Raw genomic sequence first — 20,322 nt, forward strand, 5'->3', positions numbered from 1 at the left:
CAGCTATTGTTTAACACCGGTATCTGCTGTTGAATTAGCAGCTTTTTTATTTTTCTTTTTTGATTTGATAAGTGATCTATCCTTGCTCTTATGAAATAACTCTTTAAAATGATCATAATCCATGGTTAAGATAAAGCTCAATCCCGTTTCAATGACCTGGCCTTCAATAATACTTTGATATTCATCTTTCCGGTAAGCCCTTAGTTTATACCTTCCATCTCTCGAAAGTTTATATTCAATGGCCACATCTCCAGCGATATTTGTGCTTTTTTTATTAGGTGTATCCTGCCCTTCTAATTCAAAATTGCTACCCACGTAAACCGATGTTCGTCCACCAAATAATTCTTTCGAAACCCCCACATTTAAATCGGTACGATTCTCCAATTTTCCACTTGAATAGTCTTCTTCACTGGCCAAATCGAATGAAAGATCAACACCTTTGATAAGATCGCCGGCAAGGTTATTCAATTGCTCGCTGAGCAACTTACTGGCGCTTTGTCTTGCAAGGCTTTCAACTCCACCTCCACCTGATGATTGCAGGCTGCTAAACGGATCGCTCGCAATAAACCGATTCATCACCAGCAAGCCCAACACCTGTTTATTTAATTCCGACTCATCAGTATTAATTTGTTTGATTCGGTTGTAGACATTGCTGCTGATCTCATACCGGCTTCTCTCCTCCTCAGGCATATCCAATTGAAATGATATTTCAGGATGCAGCAGTTCGTTTTTAATGATCAGGTTCACTTCAAAAGGAAGTTTCTGCTTATACTTATTCCGGTCGGTTGCGCTGGCACTGTTTACCTGGTTTTCGAAAAGTTCCATAGCGGAAGTTTCCAGGCTGTAAACAGCGGTAATATCAACATTGGCAGAAGTAGGCTCACCCGTCCAGGTAATGCTGCTACCTTCTTTGATGTTAAACTTTCGTCGTATCAGTCCCGACATGGATAATTCATAGGACCCTTCACTAATCAGGTAGGTTCCGGTCAAACTTAGTTTACCGCTTAAGTCCATAGTAGCATTCATTAGAGCAGCACCCTTCACCCGCAAATTATCGCCACTTTGCTGATCAACAATGATGTGCAGTTCGGCGTCTTTATCAATCTCAATGGTTGCGCTGAGTTCAAAACCCTTAAATGTTGTTTTTGACGTGGCAGATGGCATATCCTCGTAGGTAAGCGTAATTCCCTTCCTTACCAAATCCATGTCAACAAATTCAATTACCCCTTCCCTGTCAACAACACTAGCCGTTGCTGTTGGAAGCACCACTGTAAATACTGATTTTTCCCTCAGCTTGGCATTGATATTTGCCTTAGGCTGATCAAGGGTTCCGGTAATTTTTATATCACTGTCGATATAAACCGGACCGTAGTACAAATCATTATTGTTCTGCTTGGTATTTAAGGCTCTGAAATTATCGGTGGTAACTGTTAACCCAAAACTATAATCGGTAAATGCTTTGGTGTAAATGGAACCATTTATAACCGCCTCGTTCTTTGCTGAATCCTGAATAGTGAACTCATTAAAATGAATTCCCTCCTGATTGATACTAATTTTTTCATTTTGCAGCGAGAAATAAGAGTTGAGATAACTGAGCAGGAATCCTGCCTGGTTGAAATTTATCTCACCGTTAATATCTGGTTTGTCAACGGTTCCTTTTATGGCAGTTTTACCATTGATGAACCCGGTGGAGTTTTTGATCTGGCCAAAAGTGAAGCTCTCAATGGATTTAAGGTTCAACTTATTGATCACTAAGTTCAGATCGAAGGCGCTTTGAGGCTTGGTAAAATAAACTCCATTCAGCTTAACATCATTATCCATTCCCGAAATGGAGACATCGGCATTATAAGCATTAGTCTGCCGGTTGTCTACCTTAATCCGTATATCACCTACCACACTTGTTTTAAAACGAAAGCGATCAACCGAAAGATCCGTAACAAAAAGTGCATTAGTGGTTACATTTTCAATGGTAGCAGTTCCATTAATGGTACCTCCTACAAAAGCGCTATCCTGCTCTGCAAATTTGGTCAGTGTTTCGAGATTAAAATCTTTAAGCAGCACAACAACTGGCGCTTTTTCATTAAGGGTTTTACTGTTGATCTTAAGCTGCTGATGACCATCCGAAATTTCCAGCTTATTTATTATTATCCCTTTAGCACTATATTTTAAGTAATTATCATCCGGAACCTGCCAATCCTCATAGTTCAATAGCAGGTGTTTGCCGAGTCTAAACTCGGTTACATTATTCTCTGATTTCAGGTTTCCTTCTAAAAAGTATTTTTCCTTATGATCATTATCGTCCACGCTAAAGTCAAGTGTCAACTGGTTATCGAAAGCTTTACCTTTTAACTGGGTGGCATACATGGTCAGCTCCGGATGAACGAATTTGTCGAAAGATAACCTGTAGGCCAGTTTAGAAGAGTCAGTATTAATAGCTAATTGCAGGCTATCAACCTCCATTTGCTGATAAACGATAGAAGGCAAACTGGCTTTTAAAGAAAACTGATTCGAGGCACTATTGAGCGTTCCGTTAACGGTGGCTGTTTCAAAACGCTTGAGTTCCGGAAAAAATTCCTGTACAAATTTAGGGGAACTGATGGTCGCTTTCAGCTCCATTTGCTGAGGTGGAAATGCATTTTTCTTCACTAATTCGTTTTTATAATAGCTGTTAATAATCTGATTGAGTGCTGATCCTATATTCGATAATTGGTATTTCCCCTTTAAAGAAGCATTAACTATCGGTGACTTTAAAAATAAACTACTGCTGTCGGCCGTGGTGATGGCCACCATTTGTACCGAGTCGATGGGAAATTGCAGTTTCTCTTTTGTAATAAGAAAATTGAAGAGATCAACACGGCCATTCAAATAATCAGGGTCAGCGGTTGGCAGATTTGCCTTAAGTTCTCCCCTAAACTTTATATGATCGGTTGTTAAGTTTAGTGCAGTTAGGTTAGCACTATCAACCACCAGGGATAAATTCACCGAAGGATATTTTTGACCAAGGTTGGCGGCGCCATTTAAAGTAAAACTCAAATTTGGATCGGTCATTTCTGCTTGTAGTTCGGCCAGCTGCGAATGGAGAGATCCCCGGAGATTAAGGTTTGAATAACGGTAACCCTTATAATCTATGTATCTGATCAAGCCCTTTGCCCATGCATTTGCAGTAGAAACTTTAGTTCCCCTACCTTTAACGGCAGCTGTTAGGCTAACTTTTCCAAGGTGCTGCTCCTGCTTAAGTAATTTCCCCACATTTAATTCCTTTACGTTTACTAAAGCCTGATACTGCTCATACCCAGGTTTATTTCCCTCAATCATTTGGGCATTAAGTTGCACAGTTCCCAGCGTACTGGCTAAAGTAGCATTTGTTTTAAAGTTCTTAACAGAGCCCTTAAAATCACCTTTTAATAGCAACCGGCCAGGTAAATTAATGGATGGAGGCAACAGATTCGGAGGGACCAATGAAGCAATATCGTTATTGGTGGTAGAGAGTTCATGCAACTGAATATCATAAATTCCTTTCTCTACATTGGGTAAACCTTTTAATGAGCCACTTACATATAATTTGGTAGCAGAGGTGGTTAATAACAGATTTTCAATTTTAAGATCATTTACCCGGCCATTAATATCACCTTGCAGATGAAACGTTTTACCCCTCAGTTTCTTAACATATACATTCGTTAATAATTCAGGTTGAAAATAGGCCAGGTCCTCTGTTCCCAGATCTAATTGTTTTATTTGAGCATTGATCCCCAGTAAACCAATGTCTTTTGATACGACCGCTAATGAAGGGTAAGTAACTTCCAATTCACTATTAATTGCGCTATGGTTGGTTATCAATTCGAACTCTTTTAAGCTTGCGCCTTTATCATCATATGTCAATAAACCCTTTAACTTTTTAAGTTCGAACCCTGATTTTTCCTTAAAACGCAGGTTGGCAACATTGGCAGAGGTACCTTTGGGTGAATAAAGTATATCACTTGCAGTTATCAACACGTTTTCTAGGGCTAAGTGGTTATAGTCGATACCACTAAGAAGAGGCTTTATCAAATTGTTATCGTACTTAATGGATGTGTTATTTACATTCAACTGATGGAGGGAAATATGCCAGTTATTTTGCGTGGTATCAGCTATAGTAGCTGTATCAGGTTTTGAGGCAGATTTATCTAAAGCAACTATTGCTGAAAGCCCATCCCATTGAAGGCTTTTAATTTCAACAGCTTGTGTGTTCAAATCAACTGATTTAACCTTCGCATTAAAATCATTAAGCTTTAAAGCTGCATAAGTGCCGTTTATGGCATTTTTATAGAGCAGATCAATATGCTCAAGGGCGATTGAATGAAGGCCGATATCCGGTAATTTACTAGCCGCTTCTTTTTCTTTAATGGGTTCAGCCGATGCTTTTATTAAACCTTCACGCTCATAGTAGTAACCTTTAACATTGGAGAGTTTAAATTGATCAATCTTATAGGTTGGGTTAGCCAGGTCGAACTTATCAATCGTTGTTTGCAACTCACCTAATGAAAGTAAGGCGCTATCGCCACTAACCTCATCAAAATAGGTAAGGTATATTTTACGCAGCTCCATTTTTCCTAAACTAAATGATAGGGACTCACTTTTAGTTGTATCTGCAATGGTATCTGCCGGTGAACTAAATGCTTTCGGTATAAAAGCAAAATTGTAAACAGTGTCTGGCAGTTTCCGGTAAATATGAGCAGTAACATTCTCCAGTTCAGCATGCTGCACATCTATTTTATTATTGAACAATTGCAGCATACTGATATCTACATAAAGCTTTCCCGCATATAGCAAGGTGTCTTTCTGTTGATCTTCGATATACAATCCCTGTAATTCAATTGCTTTGGGGAATTTTAAATGAATGCTTGCTAGCTGGATCTCGGTTTGGGTTTTCTTTTTAAGATAGCTTACTAATTTATCCTTAACAAAATTCTGTACAGGTGGAACGTATAGCACCAGGGAAACTAAAAGCAATAAAAAGGCAACTACAGAAAATATCCATAGCATGATCTTTAAAACAAGCCTTAACGTATTCTTCAACTGTTGTTAATACATAAGTATATATATAGGCAAAATAGGTGCTAGAGTTCTAATTTAATGCATTGGTAATTTGTTTCCTTCATTTTTCTCATTTCATTTATTATGCCTGAAAACGGCAGTCGAGTTTAGCCATTGGGAAAATCATTACTCACCCCTTTGGCCAGTTGTTTGCATATTCATAATCAATGAGTTATTGAAACAAATAAGATTGATGAATATGAAAAATAAACAATCAGTTTTTGAGCGAATGGCTTCTAAGGCTACTCAAGCTACAGGTAGTACTGCAGCATTTTTACTGGCTTTTGGAACAATACTAATTTGGATTATTACGGGACCAATCTTCGGATATTCCGATACGTGGCAATTGGTTATAAACACAGGTACAACGATCATCACTTTTTTAATGGTTTTCCTTATTCAAAAAACGCAGAATAAAGATTCGTTGGCCATCCATATTAAACTAAATGAGTTGGTGGCAGCCAATGAATTAACCAGCAATAGGGTTATTGCGGCGGAGGATTTGAGTGAAGATGAATTAAGGATCCTTGAAAAATACTATGGGAAACTGGCTGAAATGGCAAAAAAAGAGAATGGAGTCCATCTTTCTCACTCGATAGACGAAGCAATGCAAAATCATCAATCAAAGATGAAGAAATCAGAAGTAATAAAAGATAAAAAACCTCTTACGGAAAAAGATTCAATCAAATCAACAAGTAGACCTAAGCAGTCTTTAACTTCTTCAACCCCCAACAATAAAAAACTAACAAAGTGAATAATTAACTAGTGATTACACGATTTAAAATCATATTATTATGAAACTATCTAAGATTTATCTGCTGTTAACCGTTTGTTTATCAGCATTATTAACAGGCTGTCAAGTCATTGAAAGTATTTTTAAAGCTGGAGTTTGGGCGGGAGTATTGATGGTGGCTGTAATTATTGGGGTATTAATATTTATTTTAAGAATGTTTATGGGTAGAAAACAGTAAGCATAAAGACCTTCTTTAGTTTAAAAACCTTAATTTCTTTTTGAATTTTGGCCCTGTGTTGAAACGGTAGGTATAAACGATTCGGACGTTGCCATTATCAATATTCAACTTCCTGCTATTATCCTTACCCTTCATTCGAATATTATCATTTAACCAAATAGCGTTAAGGGCCCACTTATTGGTGGTATATCCTCCCGAAACCCTGGTGAAAAAGTTAGGGTTAAATCCATCCTTATGGTTTTTTCCCACATCACTTTCAAAGATGATTCTTCCATAGTCCATACTTACCGATAAAGAGCCGGTTACAGAAAAATGCTGCTTTATAACAAGGGTATAAGTATAACCTATGTTGGGGCCAAATTCATAAAAACGTACCGTATGGTTCTTTAATTCGCCGGCCGACCCCGGATTGGAGACAGGAATTATAGTACTATCTCCCTTCACCGTTCCAAAATAAGTTTCTGCTCCAAGTAAAAATGTTCCACTGGATTTCTTTTGCCATTCATTTTGCAAAAAAGCCGCTCGATAAGAAAAGCGCTTATTGTTAAATACATATTGGTAAGATCCGCCGAAAAATTGTGTTTTGAAACTTGGTTTGACTGAATAAAACTGAGCAAACAAATCGACTATATTTTTTTGAGAATAACTATGTGATTGAAGATTGAAATACTTAGTTCCTTTATCTTTTGAAGAGTTTAAGAACCCAAATCCATATGACAGATTGAAGGTAAACCAACCGTAGCTCACCCCTGTTCCTAAACTTAAAACATTATCGGGTTTATACGTTAAATTAGAACCGTCCTCGCTATCTGAAAGCCGAAGCTTGGTATAACGCTGATCAAGGAAACCACGACTCACCAATTTATCCGTAAACGAAGTATAATAAGTGGTATCGTGTGTATCACCCTGCTTTGATTGAGCATTTAAAAAATTGACCCAACAAAGGAATAAACAAAGAAAAGAGCCGGTTTTCATCTATACACTTTATTAACTTTTCTTTTTGGCCTTTTTTATACTATCAGCTTTTTCTTCCTTGCGCTTCTCCGCTTCTTTCTCTTGTTTTTTGTAATAACCTCTGAACAAGAAATTACTTTTTAAAGCGTTCATATTTTCTGCAAACCCCTTAGTTCCCTTCTCAACATTTTTAGCTGTTCCCTCCAGGTTATTAGCAATTTGATTATCATATATCAATCGGCCCAAAGAACCTTTCCCCGTATTTATATGATTGGTAATTTTAGCAAGGTCTGTGGTAATAGCTGTGGCGCTGGCGGTAATGTTTCCTAACTGGTTAATTACCTTATCCATATCCATGGGTTCAGAAGTTGCAATTTTCCCACCCGACTCAATAGGTTGTAGTGAATTCTTACCGGGGCTGATAATCACTAATTTATCACCCATCAAACCTTCAGAACCTATACTGGCAAGCGCATCTTTCTTTATGAACTTTCTCACACCTTCTTCTATTTGCATATCTACCCGAACCGTACTATCAGTTACCAGCTCTATTTTTTCTACTATTCCCACAAATATTCCCGAAAAGCGCACATTATTCCCAACCTGCAATCCACCAATATTTTTATAATAAGCTGATACATAAAAGGTATTGCTAAATAGTTTCTTTTTCCGCCCGATCAGAAACACCGCGATTATTGTCAAGACCAAGGTGACTAATACAAAAGCACCTAGTTTTATTTTCTTAATGGTTTCCATATTTTTTTAATTAGTACTCTCAAAAAAGGATCTTACAAATTCATCCTCTGAATTTTCAAGCGCTTCATAAGAACCTTCCGCTATAAATTCACCCTCTTTCAACACCATTATCCTGTCATTAGTAACCTTAGCACAAGCCATGTCATGAGTAATAATGATAGATGAGGTATTATACTTCTTTTGAATATCGAGAATCAGCAAACTGATCTCACTGGATGTAATGGGGTCTAACCCGGTTGTAGGCTCGTCATACAACATTATTGCTGGCTTCAATATTAAGGTGCGAGCCAAGCCTATTCTTTTCCGCATCCCGCCCGAAAGATCGGATGGCATCTTATCAATAGCATCCAGCAATCCAACAGCCTCCAAAACCTCTTCAATTAATGGGATTAATTCTTCTTTACTTAGTGGTTCATCCTGACGTTGTAAAGGAAATTCAAGGTTTTCTCTAACCGACATCGAATCATATAATGCCGAGTTCTGAAACAAGAAGCCTATCCGTCTACGTAATTCAGTTAATTCATCCTTATTTAGGTCAGTAATTTCTTTATTGAAAACTTTCAAGATCCCTGCGTCTGGGGTTAATAATCCTACTATACACTTAATTAATACCGACTTACCATGGCCAGATTTCCCCAGCACCACCAAGTTCTCACCCTTTTTCAGTTTTAAACTGATATCATTCAGCACTTGCTTATCATCGAATGACTTCTTTAAATGTTCAATTTCGAGAACGTATTCGGGCGAATTAACATTATTTTCAAGGGTTTTATTCCCAGTTTTAATCGCGCTATCCATTTGTTAATACAATAAATTAGTGATTTGAACAACCAACATATCTATTAAGAAAATAGAAATGGAAGAGGTAACAACAGCAGAGTTGGCGGCCACTCCAACGCTTTCCGTTCCCTTATTTGAATTATATCCCTTATAACAGCCTATAAAACCAACAGCAAATCCGAATAGAATGCTTTTGATAAAGGAGGGAATCAGATCTTCATATTCTATCGTCGCAAATATTTTGTTAAAAAAAAGCATTGCGCTCATCGTAGAGTTTATATTTACGGCCACCCAACTTCCGCAAAACGAAACAGCATCTGAGAGTATGACCAAAAGTGGAATTGTGAGGGTAGTAGCTAAAATGCGTGTTACTACTAAATATTTCATTGGGTTTGAACCTGATACTTCCATCGCATCAATTTGTTCTGTTACTTTCATGCTCCCTAACTCGGCACCAATACTCGAGGCAATTTTACCAGCACACAATAATGAAGTTATTACTGGACCGATTTCTCGAACGATGGAAATGGAAACCATTCCAGGTAACCACGACTCTGCCCCAAAGTTGGCTAAGGTGGGTTGAGATTGCAACGTCATTACCAAGCCCATTATAAATGCTGTTAATGAAACCAGCCCAATGGAACGATATCCCACTTCAAAGCATTGCCTTATAAATGCATTCCATTCAAATCCTCTTTTAAATAGATTCTTAAAAAAATCTATAAAAAACTGAAGCATTGATCCTAACTCAATAAGAAAATTTTGAAAGGAAGTCGGCAAATATTCCGCTATTATTTCCGCAGCTGTTATTTTATTAGTTGAAGGTTGACTCATATATTAATAAAGTCAAAACACATACCACTACTAAGCCAAACAATCACTTAATTAATTAATAATCAATAAAATAAAAACTTACAAGTAGTTATCTATGCCAATAATTGAGGCAAGATATACATGATTTGTTTACACATCTTCGAGAGGTATGCGTAGTTGATGTTTAAGCGACTTAAAAAATGAGGGAGTTGATCCGGTCATCTTTTTAAATTGATTTGAGAGATGGGCGGCACTACTATAATGAAGTTTATAGGCAATTTGCGTTAAGGTCAATTCATTATAAATAATTAATTCTTTTACTCTTTCAATTTTATGCAGCATTATGAATTGCTCAATGGTAATACCTTTTATTTCTGAAAAAATATTAGACATATAGGTATAGTTATATTTCAATTTCTCACTCAGATATGCTGAAAATGTAGATTTGGGTAACTCTTCGGCATAATGAATCATTTCAACAATAATGTTTTTAATTTTTTCAATGAGCATTACTTTTTTATCCTCTATCAATTCCAGTCCCGATTTTAACAACACGTCCTTGAGAAGATTCATTTTTTTATCTGGAAGACTCTTCAATAGTTGAATTTCCCCCAGATCAACTTTAGAATAGGAAATATTAAGATTATCCAACTCTTGTTTCACCAACAGTTTGCAACGCAAACTCACCATATTTCTTATAAAAAGTTTCATCGAATAATCCCCTTTCTTAGATCTCCCTCAATTATTTCATAACAATCCCAATACTTTTCAATGGTTGAATAGCACCTATAATGGAACCGGAATAACACAGATCTTAGATAAACCATTAGGCTAAATTTTGTTTAAGTTTTAAAAGCAATTTTTTGATCACTAAACTTTTTTTTAGCATCTCATTGAAAATGGTAGCTTTAGGCACACCTAATAAACTATTGAAGGAATTGGAGTTGTCCCTTCCTTTTTTATAATTCCCTGAAGGTATTTTCATGGTAAGTTCATTTCCATTTGAATTATCCATTTTGTTGATTTTAAGTCATATAGTAGAAAAATGATGCCAGTGCCCACAACCGGTTTTAAACATTTTTAACATTTAACAAATCCCTTTTACAGCATTTTAGTGCACATCATAGGCAATGGAATACGCACACAAAAACCTGAAAAACAAGAACTTACTTACTTAATCTACAATTAGACTGTAAACCAAAAAATTGGTTAATGTTCATTAAATGCGCTGGGCCTGCTTCTCTCAACCACGCTTGATGCCTGAAATAGCGTATTAAACGCTCTATTAATCTCATTAAACGTCAGTTTATCTACAATATATTCCAACCGGTAAATAATATTTAAATCATTACATATCAGTTAATTACAGCATAAAGAATGATTTATATACAAATCCTAACCGCTTCAAATGATTATGGAGGTTGTGGCATAATCTTTCCCTTGTGGTTAGATGTCAAATAATCAGTAACATGAAAAAAATTATAAAAGGTTTTGCAGCTGTAGCAGTTTGCATTACAATATTTTCCCAGATGAGCTGCAAACCGGCTCAGTCTACCTCTAAATCAATCAGTAAAACAGATAGTGTTAGTATGTCAGATGCTGAATTATACAACAAAGCGTATAGCTATCTAATTATAAATGAGCAATCAGCAACAAATGCTCTTACTAACTCTACTTCCACAGAGGTTAAGGCATATTCAAAAGATTTAAAAGCTGATTATGGGACTCTTAGAGAAGAATTCAGAAAATTTGCTAAGCAAAAAAATATCACCCTGAATGAAGATCTAACCACTGAAATGATAAGCATGAATACTGATTTAACTAAATTATCAGGTAGTGACTATGATAAACAATATGCGAAAACAGTAGACGCTACGCAGACAGACCTAAGCAACGCGTTAACAACGCTTTCAAGTAAAGTTTCCGATCCTGAAATAAAGAAATGGGCTACAGAAATCAGTCCGTTGATAAATAGTTACTCCTCAAAAACTAAAGATTTCAGCGATAAATTGAGTCAGATGAAATAATGCCATAAATGATGGTTAACATAAAAAGGGATTTACTATTAGTAAGTCCTTTTTCTTTTTCCTTTAAATAGATCTTATACCAGCCAACCTTTGATGACATACTGTTAAATATCCATTTCATTAGGCCTACCCCTATTGTAATAAAAAAATTGGATGTGAATGAGAAAGAAGCATCAAAAAACTCCCTTACATACGCGGCAGTTCCAGTTCAAAAAAACATAGATACGATCCTGGATTTGGAAAAAGAAACCGTCCAAAGTCGTTCTACAGCCGAGCATTTGGCCGGCGGGGTAACGACTTTTGCAGGCAGCGGTCCATACATCCTTCTTCATGTTGTGTGTTTAGGATAGTGGATTTTAATAAACGCAGGCATAATTCCAGGAATTACACCTTTGGATCCCTTCCCTTTTCGCCTCCTAACATTTGTGGTTTTATTAGAATCAATTTTTCTTACCAAAATAAGGAGCCCTTACATAGCAAAAGAAGCGTACTGAATTTCTCCGTTACGCTTCTTTAAAATGAAAACGATACCATGTATTAGATTACCTTTTGCTTTCTTTTTTTGCAGTATCCTTTTTATCTTCTGATTTATTGTCAGATTTTGATTTGCTATCTTCTTTTATATGCGAAACTGATTTACGATCAGCTTGAGCTTTTTTCGGATCTTTATTCATATTACTTTATTTAAAAAAAAAGAGGTGTTTATTAATTTAACAATCCAATTGCCGTATGTTAGCCCTAAGCGTTTAAACATCTTAACTTGTTAATTAGCTCCACTCTTTTCCGGGGTTAATTTACTTTTTCTGCTGCTTCAATATTTACAGCACTCATGGCTACCTGCGATAATTTTTCATCCGCTGCTTTTTCTTCAACTAAAGTAGCGCCAAGTAATTTTGCTGCGGCTGATAAGCCTAAGGTGCTTGCAAACTGACTAAGCGTACCATATGAGGCTATTTCATAATGCTCAACTTTTTGTCCGGCTGAAATTATACCTGCATCACACATTGCACCGGGTTCACAAGAGTCCATGATTTCCTGGGCCTCTTTTATCAGTCCTTCCATGGCCTCACATTTTTTAGCAACTGCTTTTTTTCCAATTGCTTCAAATACTTGTTCCACACGGGTAACCTGTTCCTTAGTTTCCAGCAGATGTTTTTCTAACGCCTTTACAAGCTCTGCTGAAGTTGCATTTTTAATCATTTTGGGTATTGCACTTGTTAAAGCTTTTTCTGCCCAATAAATATCTTTCAATTCATCTTCAAACAATTGCATAAGTTGGGAAGATTTCATTCCTCCTTTAGCGGTTCCCTTTGCATTCGCAGTTTGAGAATTGCCGTTTGTTATATTTTGCATAATTGCTCTCCTTAATTTTTATTGTGAGGTTCGAATCCTTGACGATTTGATTTTTCTTCGTGCTGAACCTCTTGACTTTCTTCTACTTCAACCTCACGTTTATCGTTTGTTTGTTCATCAAATGGTTGATCCTGTTGATCTACATCATTTCGCTCTTCATCCTGTTGTGGAATATTAGAATGGTGCTTATCTTCATTTGGACCTGTTTGATAACTTCTTTGACTTTGGTCTTTACGATCTTCGTTTGGGAATTGACCTCTTTCACGGGTAGTATCCTGATTAGGCTGTTGTTTATTTGGATCGGTTTGATGTCCTCTTTGACCTTGGTCTTTACGTTCTTCGTTTGGAAACTGACCTCTTTCACGGGTAGTACCCGGATTAGGCTGTTCTTCGTTTGAATTGCCTTGAGCTCGTTGCTGTTGTAGAGTCTCCTCTGTGCTGTTTTGATTTGATTGACGGCCAGTGTTTTGGCTATTGTTGTCATTTTGATTGGTATTCATATTTGAGTGTAAATTTAAATAGTGAACCAATTTTCACTAAGCCAAAGATGAGGTTCCAAAGTCGGCTTATATTACACCTTGACAGTAAAATCTTACATAATTCACAGATTAAGAATCAGATATCGACCATCCAAACAGTCATTCAACTCACACTCATCAAAGCAAACTCATGCTGTGTCCCGTTAGGAATCACAGCCTAGCCAGGCCCGTACGGTATGACTGCAGGCAGATAGGGGGACTAGGATGGTTACTTCTAGCTGTAATTTAAGGAGCGGGAGATTTGACGAGTTCGCTCAGTGTTGCGTGGAGTAAATTACTTCTTGAGACGTTAACTTACTTTGTGGTTAATCTCTTTATTGTATAGATTTTTTCTTTCCGGATCGATCTATTATTAGAATACTGGTTACTTCCATAATACCCGAGCTCCAATAGTTTTTTGCAATATCTCTTTCAACATACACCCTGCCTTCGGTGCTTCCTGCTTTAATTCCGTTTACCGATAATAGAAAAAGTTTATCCCAAGTAGGTGAAGACGCAAAAGGGTTATATCCCCAAGTATTATTTCCTTTAGGTGTTGCCCCTAAAACGCCAATTGTTGGTATATAAACATATTTACCATCCACCTGTACTTCAATGAACATTTCAAAAGCTTCTTTAGATAAGCAATTATCATTGTCTGGATCATAAGCCTGCCATTTAAAATTTAGAAGAACTGAGGGTTCACTTGCCATGGTATTAAGCTTATATTTTACGGTCATGTCAGAAACTAAGCAAGAACCAATAGAAAATCTGTTATAATCATCAAATTGTCCTTCAAGGGTGCCTGAAACAGACCATTGCCCATAAGAAAACAAAGAGAATAAATTGGAAGCGATGAACAATAGTTTAGCAAAATGTTTAGAGCCCATAGTTTATAGGGTAATGTCTTTAATAATTTAACCATAAATTCTGTTAAGTCCAACCATTTAAATGCGGGAAACCAAACTGACGACATTAACGAAAAGCCATTACTTCTCGTCAAAGAACGTTCCAATAGCTATGGATTGAAGGCGAAACGCTCATACCTATCCATGCTTTTATAAATGCCCCATCATTCAATATTCACATATAGATCTTTAGCCAATTACCTTATTTTACCTTCATCAACGCATCTTTCATAAATCACTCCAAAACAAAAGGGTCCCTGAATTAAATTCAGAGACCCTTCTTATTATTATTTTAACCTTAAAAAACTTACAATTTTGTTGATGGCCCTGGGTTTACAGTTGCAACACCAATTGAATAGGTATTTCCAGTAATGGTATTATTGGTTGCGTATAAGTTCAATGCAGCCGATTGAGAAGTGTGTACAAACTTGTTGTTTTTAATAGTTGTACCATTCTTAGGTGTACCACGTACAGTAATCGCTCTATAATCTTTCATGTAGAACGTATTATCGTGTACGTTTACATAATCACCAGCTCTGTACTTGGCTCCATCACCACCATCGCCATGCATATCAAATGAGTGCGCAATAGCATTTGACATTACCACATTATAAGCCGCCTCATAACCTGAACCTGCAATACCTGAACCTGCAATCGCATGACGGTTATAATCAAAATAATTATTGGTGATTAAAGCAAAGGCTTGAGCAATACTGATTCCGTAACCTAAACCACTTTGCTGATTGTGGTGGAAGTAACTGTCATGTATTTTAACATTGGTGGCTCCGCCTGATAAATAAACACCGGCGTGATTCCATCCAAATACCTCACAATTAGCTACTTCAAGATTGCTGAATGTTGAATAAATACCACGACAATAAGTTGATGAGCTACGAGTAGTGCTAGTATTTGCTCCACGAACACGTAAACCGGTTAGTTTAACACCTGCACCCGCAGCTTGTAACATAATACCATGAGAAACATTGGTAGTATAAACCATACCTCCAAGGATACCATTTTTACCACGGCCACTCGCTAAGGTAACACCAGCAGGGATTTTAATGGTGCCCTGACCGGTTAAATTGATCGATGAATTATCGTCAACATAAATAACCTCACCGCTTTTTGCTTTAGATACAGCAGTTTTTAATTCTGCAGCGGTTTTAACCAGGTAATTATAAGCAGTTACTGGTGGGGTTGTAGGCGTTGTAGGGGTAGTAGGCGGCGTTTCTACTGTTTGAGCTGTTTCCTTAACGATTAAGGTATTTAACCAGAAATTAGGTGAGGTCGTATTTTTTGCGCCTTTTGAAACTTCAATTCTAATTTTACCTGAAGCATTCGGTTTTACGGCGCTGATGCTTGCAATTTTAGTGGTATTATTGGCCGGTTCAATTAAAACTGTTTGGGTGGTTGCACCAATAATTTTATACTGAGTTTCCAATGAGCCGCTAAAATTCATTCTTGAAGCAAAGAATGACAGATTATAAGTGCTGGTTGCAGTTAGTCCTGAAAGTTCTATTGCTGCAGTTGTAGTTGCTCCATAACATAAATCGGCTGCTGCAGTTTGTGGAATACCTAATGTACTTGGATAAGTGGTTGAGTTGGTATAAACTCCTTTAAAAGCTGCAACTGTTGCAAGTTTTACAGCAGTTACTGTTCCTTTGTTAAAATCTTTTAAGGCAACTGGCGAAGAAACCGCCATTGATCCTAAATTATAATTAGTTGGGGCTGTTTTCCCACCAAAATCTACACGAACGTCAACACCGCTTACTGTGGCTTCTGTTGCCAAAACATTTGATGATAACTCTTCAATTGTTGCAGATTCAGGTGTAATTTCCTCTTCCCCCTCTTTGCTACATGATGTTAAGATACTTGATCCTGCAATGATCATTGCCATTGCCAATGACAATGCTTTTTTACTATGTTTAAGATTTAATTTCACTATGCTTGATTTAATTTTTGATACAGATGACATAATCATTTGATTTATTTTTTACACATTTGGTTAATAATCTTTTCTTTCTGATAAGAAAAAGACAAAACAGTTCCATTCAAGCCTTTTTCAAGACCTGTCATTTTGAAATCATTTATTTTGGAAGATTACCCCGAATGATGAATTGATTGGTTTGATTTGGTGGGGGTATTTTTTTTGTATAAGAGGAATTATCTAATAATCTCTACTCTCAATATATTTTCCCAATGACTTTCGAAATATTTTTTCTCTAAAAATTTCGCATTTTCTATCTCCTTAACTCATTCTTGTCCATCCTTATTACGAGCTGATTATCAGATTGTTACAAAAAAGTTACATTTTTATATTTTTCAATTACTGATTAAAAAACATGATTCGTAGTTAAGTTAAAATTCGTCTGACTTTTAAAATACCATTTTCAATAAGCCTCTTAAATAAATGATAAACAGGCGATAATGTATTTAACACACTAACTATTAACCTTTTACTCCTTTAAAAACAATTTATACTACCCATATTTTTTATCGGGTTAAATAAAGAAAGGCCTTTCATAAACGCGAAAACAATTAAAAAAATCAACACCTGGCAACTCTCTCATTTCAGCAACAAATTAATTTACAGACCCTAACCTTTGCTATAAAATTATTAATTTAGGTAGGCCCCCTTTCTGTTTTCGGCCCTGATCAAAACCTTATCAATACGTTCTAAATTCTAAAGCTCTCTACACAATGAATTGGATCATTTCAACTCTACAACAATACCCCGAATTGTCTGTCTTTCTGGCCCTTGCTCTGGGCTTTTTTATTGGAAATATCAAAATCGGAAGCTTTAGTTTAGGTTCAGTTACCGGAGTGTTGCTGATGGGTGTACTAATCGGGCAGTTTAAAATTGATATTTCACCAACCGTTAAATCAGTATTCTTTTTAATGTTTCTGTTTGCCGTGGGCTATAGTGTTGGGCCACAGTTTTTCCGCGGATTAAAAAAAGATGGATTACCCCAGGTATATTTTGCAATCATCATTTGTGTTTTATGTCTTTTAGTTCCGTATTTAATTGCCAGATTATTACACTATGATGTAGGCACTGCAGCCGGTTTTCTGGCTGGGGCTAACACGATTTCGGCCGTAATTGGCGTGGCTTCCGATTCTATTCAGCAACTTAACCTTTCCGCTGCTGAAAAAACTGCTTTAATCAATAAAATCCCAATTGCATATGCGGTTACCTATATTTTTGGCACTGCCGGAACAGCCTGGTTTTTGGCCACCATAGGACCTAAACTATTAGGTGGCGCTGAAAAAGTTATTCAGGAATGTAAAGAGCTGGAAGCACAACTGGGGCAATCGGTTTCAGATAACGATCCTAGTTTACGCTCTGCGTTGAACAGAGTTATTTTCAGGGCTTTTAAAGTTGAAGATGATTGGTTTAAAACTCCTCGTACAATCAAAGAAACAGAAGAGTACCTCGAGTCATTTGGCAACAGATTATTTATTCAACGTGTGAAAAAAGGTGAAAAAATTTTCGAAGATGCAGAAGATGTTAAAATTCAACAAGGTGATTTGATTGTAGCAGGTGGTCAACGGGGGTTCTTTTTAACCGATCAGGATCATGTAGGCCGCGAAATAAACGATCCTCAATTATTAAGCTTTACAGTTGAATCATTAAGCGTTTTAATCATTAACAAGGAAGTAATCGGTAAATCACTGAAAGAATTATTTAATGATGATAACCTCGAAAAGAAACTTCATGGTATAGGCCTTAATCGTATTTCAAGGGCGGGCGTTGAAATTCCTCTTGCTCCCGGAATTGTATTAGAGCGAGGCGACCAGGTTGATATTACCGGCTTAAAATCTGAAGTTGACAAAGCAGCAGCCTTTTTAGGTTATGCCGATCGACCCACTACCTCCACCGATATTTTATTTGTTGGTGTAGGGGTCCTTATCGGTGGATTATTGGGTGCAATGACCATCCATATTGGCAATGTACCTTTTAGTCTGAGCACCAGCGGAGGAGCCTTAATTTCCGGATTATTCTTCGGTTGGCTACGTTCACAACATCCCACTTTTGGTCGTATTCCCCCTCCTGCCTTATGGATTATGAATAACCTGGGGCTTAACACATTCATTGCCGTTGTGGGCATTTCTGCAGGCCCCGGTTTTGTTGCCGGCTTTAAAGAGTTGGGCCTAAGTCTGTTTATTGCTGGTGTATTTGCCAGTATAATTCCCATGTTTATCTCATTGCTGATAGGCCGATACCTGTTTAAATTTCATCCGGCAATTAATTTAGGCGGATGTGCCGGCGCCCGAACCACCACAGCCGCCCTGGGTGCCATTCAGGATTCTGTTAAAAGCAATACACCTTCCCTTTCCTATACCGTCACCTACGCAGTTGGTAATACTTTGTTAATTATTTGGGGGGTTGTGATTGTGTTATTATTCAGTTAAAGTGTAAATCGCTAATTCTAAATTATATGAGCTCTAAAATTGAAAAAATTAAAACCTCGAGGGCTAAACAAGAAATCTTACAGCAATTAAGCCCTTTTGAATTAAAAGATAACCTTATAGCGCTTGCAACTCCCCAGGATAAAAAAGAAGCAGATTCATTGCTTAATGCCGGTCGCGGTAACCCAAATTGGATAGCAACAACCCCTCGTGAAGCCTTTTTTGCACTCGGTAAATTTGGTATAGAAGAATGTCGACGAGTGATGGATTTACCTGGACTTGCCGGTATTCCGGAAAGAAATGGCATTGCCAAACGTTTAGAAGAGTTCTTTAAGAAAAATAAAGACCTGGCTGGAATAGAGCTATTAGAGAAAACGTATCGATACGGTCTCGAAAAACACAATTTCGACCCTGATGCCTGGGTGCATGAAATGGCCGAGTCAATAATTGGAGATCAGTATCCGGTTCCCGACAGAATGCTGGTGCATTATGAGCAAATTGTTCATGATTACATTGTTATGGAAATGAGCAATAATCAGCCACCTAAAGGCAAGTATGATATTTTTGCTGTTGAAGGGGGAACAGCTGCCATGTGCTACCTGTTCGATTCCTTACAAAATAATGGCCTCTTGAACAAAGGAGATACTATCGCCTTAATGATCCCCGCATTTACCCCTTACCTCGAAATACCTGAATTAGAACGTTTCAGTTTTAATGTGATTAAAATTGATGCCGATGAAATGAGCACTGACGGCAGGCATACCTGGCAATATTCAACAGAACAGATTGAAAAGCTCTCCGACAGGTCTATAAAAGCACTTTTTGTTACCAATCCTAGTAATCCTCCATCAGTTGCAATCAGTAATGACAGCATAAAAAAGATCATCAAGATTGTGAAAAACATGAACCCCAACTTAATGATCATCACTGATGACGTTTACGGAACCTTTGTTCCCGGTTTTCGTTCATTGATGACCGAACTTCCTGAAAATACCATTGGGGTTTATTCATTCTCCAAATACTTTGGCTGTACAGGCTGGCGATTAGGCGTTGTAGCGATTTATGAGAATAATATTTTTGACAAGATGCTAACGGCTTTGCCATCAAAAAGAGTTGAAGAGTTAAACAGACGTTATTCAACTCTAACCTTAAAACCTGAAAAGATTAAATTCATCGATCGGATGGTTGCTGATAGCCGGATGGTTGCACTGAATCATACCGCAGGATTATCCCTTCCACAACAAACCCAAATGATGCTATTTGCAGCTTCTTGTTTGCTCGATACCGAAAATAAATACAAACAACTTACCCGCGACATTGTACTTAAACGCCTTAATTTACTTTGGGAAAATATGGGCATTCCGTTGTTCAATAATCCCAACCGGGCCGGTTATTATTCAGAAATTGATTTATTAGGTTGGGCAAGAATGAAATACGGAGAAGGCTTGATCGAATACCTGCAGGAAAACTTTGAGCCTACTGATATATTATTCAGATTGGCAGAGAAATCATCGATTGTATTGTTAAACGGAGGAGGTTTCGATGGCCCAGAATGGTCGATAAGGGTTTCCTTAGCTAATTTAAAAGACAATGATTATGTAACAATCGGCAAAAGCTTAGCCGAAATATTTGACACATACGCAGAAGCATGGAAAGCTTCTTCAAAAAAATAGATCACAAAAGAAAATGAGGCTGTCTCAAAAGGGGCAGCCTTTTTAGTTGCCGAGAATTGACTGTATATTTTTTGATTGAGAATTTC

The 20,322-nt window shown here is 37.2% G+C and carries 17 protein-coding genes; 5 read left to right on the plus strand and 12 right to left on the minus strand.

Going from position 1 to position 20,322, the window contains the following annotated elements:
- Positions 1–3 precede the first annotated feature (3 nt).
- On the minus strand, positions 4–5,022 hold the full coding sequence (locus NF867_RS17500; protein WP_252589691.1) for a translocation/assembly module TamB domain-containing protein: 5,019 nt from the start codon (positions 5,020–5,022) through the stop codon (positions 4–6).
- A gap of 250 nt (positions 5,023–5,272) precedes the next feature.
- Here NF867_RS17500 and NF867_RS17505 point away from each other — a divergent pair, with 250 nt between their 5' ends.
- Both NF867_RS17505 and NF867_RS17510 read left to right on the plus strand, forming a co-directional pair.
- The gene (locus NF867_RS17505) at positions 5,273–5,827 is read left to right on the plus strand and encodes a low affinity iron permease family protein (protein ID WP_252589692.1); all 555 of its coding nucleotides are present in this window, start codon (positions 5,273–5,275) and stop codon (positions 5,825–5,827) included.
- Positions 5,828–5,867: 40 nt separating this feature from the next.
- On the plus strand, positions 5,868–6,044 hold the full coding sequence (locus tag NF867_RS17510) for a hypothetical protein (protein ID WP_252589693.1): 177 nt from the start codon (positions 5,868–5,870) through the stop codon (positions 6,042–6,044).
- A 15-nt stretch (positions 6,045–6,059) separates the two neighbouring features.
- Here the strand turns inward: NF867_RS17510 and NF867_RS17515 are convergent, their stop codons facing one another.
- The 6 genes from NF867_RS17515 to NF867_RS17540 all read right to left on the minus strand — a co-directional run bounded on the left by NF867_RS17515 (position 6,060) and on the right by NF867_RS17540 (position 10,362).
- Positions 6,060–7,019: a DUF4421 family protein gene (locus NF867_RS17515; protein WP_252589694.1), complete on the minus strand. Its 960-nt coding sequence runs from the start codon at positions 7,017–7,019 to the stop codon at positions 6,060–6,062.
- Positions 7,020–7,031: 12 nt separating this feature from the next.
- Complete coding sequence (locus tag NF867_RS17520; RefSeq protein ID WP_252589695.1) at positions 7,032–7,754, minus strand: MlaD family protein; 723 nt, start codon at positions 7,752–7,754, stop codon at positions 7,032–7,034.
- A 6-nt stretch (positions 7,755–7,760) separates the two neighbouring features.
- Positions 7,761–8,552, minus strand: a complete 792-nt coding sequence (locus NF867_RS17525) for an ABC transporter ATP-binding protein (RefSeq protein ID WP_252589696.1) — start codon at positions 8,550–8,552, stop codon at positions 7,761–7,763.
- A 3-nt stretch (positions 8,553–8,555) separates the two neighbouring features.
- Positions 8,556–9,368 carry an MlaE family ABC transporter permease gene (locus tag NF867_RS17530; RefSeq protein WP_252589697.1) on the minus strand — a complete coding sequence of 271 codons (813 nt, stop codon included), beginning with the start codon at positions 9,366–9,368 and terminating at the stop codon, positions 8,556–8,558.
- A 129-nt stretch (positions 9,369–9,497) separates the two neighbouring features.
- Positions 9,498–10,058, minus strand: coding sequence for a helix-turn-helix domain-containing protein (locus tag NF867_RS17535; RefSeq protein ID WP_252589698.1), 561 nt, complete (start codon positions 10,056–10,058; stop codon positions 9,498–9,500).
- 115 nt (positions 10,059–10,173) lie between these two features.
- On the minus strand, positions 10,174–10,362 hold the full coding sequence (locus tag NF867_RS17540; protein ID WP_252589699.1) for a hypothetical protein: 189 nt from the start codon (positions 10,360–10,362) through the stop codon (positions 10,174–10,176).
- Positions 10,363–10,816: 454 nt separating this feature from the next.
- On the opposite strand from NF867_RS17540, the gene NF867_RS17545 reads away from it, so the two are divergent.
- Positions 10,817–11,374, plus strand: a complete 558-nt coding sequence (locus NF867_RS17545) for a DUF4142 domain-containing protein (RefSeq protein WP_252589700.1) — start codon at positions 10,817–10,819, stop codon at positions 11,372–11,374.
- 542 nt (positions 11,375–11,916) lie between these two features.
- On the opposite strand, the gene NF867_RS18350 is transcribed toward NF867_RS17545, so the two are convergent.
- The 5 genes from NF867_RS18350 to NF867_RS17565 all read right to left on the minus strand — a co-directional run bounded on the left by NF867_RS18350 (position 11,917) and on the right by NF867_RS17565 (position 16,128).
- The gene (locus tag NF867_RS18350) at positions 11,917–12,048 is read right to left on the minus strand and encodes a hypothetical protein (protein ID WP_256471437.1); all 132 of its coding nucleotides are present in this window, start codon (positions 12,046–12,048) and stop codon (positions 11,917–11,919) included.
- A gap of 115 nt (positions 12,049–12,163) precedes the next feature.
- The gene (locus NF867_RS17550) at positions 12,164–12,727 is read right to left on the minus strand and encodes a YciE/YciF ferroxidase family protein (RefSeq protein ID WP_252589701.1); all 564 of its coding nucleotides are present in this window, start codon (positions 12,725–12,727) and stop codon (positions 12,164–12,166) included.
- A gap of 11 nt (positions 12,728–12,738) precedes the next feature.
- The gene (locus NF867_RS17555; protein WP_252589702.1) at positions 12,739–13,227 is read right to left on the minus strand and encodes a hypothetical protein; all 489 of its coding nucleotides are present in this window, start codon (positions 13,225–13,227) and stop codon (positions 12,739–12,741) included.
- A gap of 353 nt (positions 13,228–13,580) precedes the next feature.
- A complete protein-coding gene (locus tag NF867_RS17560) occupies positions 13,581–14,135 on the minus strand; it encodes a hypothetical protein (RefSeq protein WP_252589703.1) in 555 nt (184 codons plus the stop codon).
- Positions 14,136–14,460: 325 nt separating this feature from the next.
- Positions 14,461–16,128 (minus strand): right-handed parallel beta-helix repeat-containing protein, encoded by a 1,668-nt coding sequence (locus NF867_RS17565; RefSeq protein ID WP_252589704.1) that lies wholly within the window; start codon positions 16,126–16,128, stop codon positions 14,461–14,463.
- Positions 16,129–16,853: 725 nt separating this feature from the next.
- Here NF867_RS17565 and aspT point away from each other — a divergent pair.
- Positions 16,854–18,566 (plus strand): aspartate-alanine antiporter, encoded by a 1,713-nt coding sequence (gene aspT, locus NF867_RS17570; protein WP_252589705.1) that lies wholly within the window; start codon positions 16,854–16,856, stop codon positions 18,564–18,566.
- Between the two features lie 26 nt (positions 18,567–18,592).
- Positions 18,593–20,236: an aspartate 4-decarboxylase gene (gene aspD / locus NF867_RS17575; RefSeq protein ID WP_252589706.1), complete on the plus strand. Its 1,644-nt coding sequence runs from the start codon at positions 18,593–18,595 to the stop codon at positions 20,234–20,236.
- Positions 20,237–20,322: the final 86 nt, after the last annotated feature.

It is taken from the genome of Solitalea agri (genome assembly GCF_023914155.1).
Classification (GTDB): Bacteria; Bacteroidota; Bacteroidia; order Sphingobacteriales; family Sphingobacteriaceae; genus Solitalea; species Solitalea agri.

What these genes read in the sequence shown, in the direction of transcription:
- NF867_RS17500 (WP_252589691.1), bottom strand. Translation starts at nt 5,022, where the DNA reads ATGCTATGGATATTTTCTGTAGTTGCCTTTTTATTGCTTTTAGTTTCC.
- NF867_RS17505 (WP_252589692.1), top strand. Translation starts at nt 5,273, where the DNA reads ATGAAAAATAAACAATCAGTTTTTGAGCGAATGGCTTCTAAGGCTACT.
- NF867_RS17510 (WP_252589693.1), top strand. Translation starts at nt 5,868, where the DNA reads ATGAAACTATCTAAGATTTATCTGCTGTTAACCGTTTGTTTATCAGCA.
- NF867_RS17515 (WP_252589694.1), bottom strand. Translation starts at nt 7,019, where the DNA reads ATGAAAACCGGCTCTTTTCTTTGTTTATTCCTTTGTTGGGTCAATTTT.
- NF867_RS17520 (WP_252589695.1), bottom strand. Translation starts at nt 7,754, where the DNA reads ATGGAAACCATTAAGAAAATAAAACTAGGTGCTTTTGTATTAGTCACC.
- NF867_RS17525 (WP_252589696.1), bottom strand. Translation starts at nt 8,552, where the DNA reads ATGGATAGCGCGATTAAAACTGGGAATAAAACCCTTGAAAATAATGTT.
- NF867_RS17530 (WP_252589697.1), bottom strand. Translation starts at nt 9,368, where the DNA reads ATGAGTCAACCTTCAACTAATAAAATAACAGCTGCGGAAATAATAGCG.
- NF867_RS17535 (WP_252589698.1), bottom strand. Translation starts at nt 10,058, where the DNA reads ATGAAACTTTTTATAAGAAATATGGTGAGTTTGCGTTGCAAACTGTTG.
- NF867_RS17540 (WP_252589699.1), bottom strand. Translation starts at nt 10,362, where the DNA reads ATGGATAATTCAAATGGAAATGAACTTACCATGAAAATACCTTCAGGG.
- NF867_RS17545 (WP_252589700.1), top strand. Translation starts at nt 10,817, where the DNA reads ATGAAAAAAATTATAAAAGGTTTTGCAGCTGTAGCAGTTTGCATTACA.
- NF867_RS18350 (WP_256471437.1), bottom strand. Translation starts at nt 12,048, where the DNA reads ATGAATAAAGATCCGAAAAAAGCTCAAGCTGATCGTAAATCAGTTTCG.
- NF867_RS17550 (WP_252589701.1), bottom strand. Translation starts at nt 12,727, where the DNA reads ATGCAAAATATAACAAACGGCAATTCTCAAACTGCGAATGCAAAGGGA.
- NF867_RS17555 (WP_252589702.1), bottom strand. Translation starts at nt 13,227, where the DNA reads ATGAATACCAATCAAAATGACAACAATAGCCAAAACACTGGCCGTCAA.
- NF867_RS17560 (WP_252589703.1), bottom strand. Translation starts at nt 14,135, where the DNA reads ATGGGCTCTAAACATTTTGCTAAACTATTGTTCATCGCTTCCAATTTA.
- NF867_RS17565 (WP_252589704.1), bottom strand. Translation starts at nt 16,128, where the DNA reads ATGTCATCTGTATCAAAAATTAAATCAAGCATAGTGAAATTAAATCTT.
- aspT (WP_252589705.1), top strand. Translation starts at nt 16,854, where the DNA reads ATGAATTGGATCATTTCAACTCTACAACAATACCCCGAATTGTCTGTC.
- aspD (WP_252589706.1), top strand. Translation starts at nt 18,593, where the DNA reads ATGAGCTCTAAAATTGAAAAAATTAAAACCTCGAGGGCTAAACAAGAA.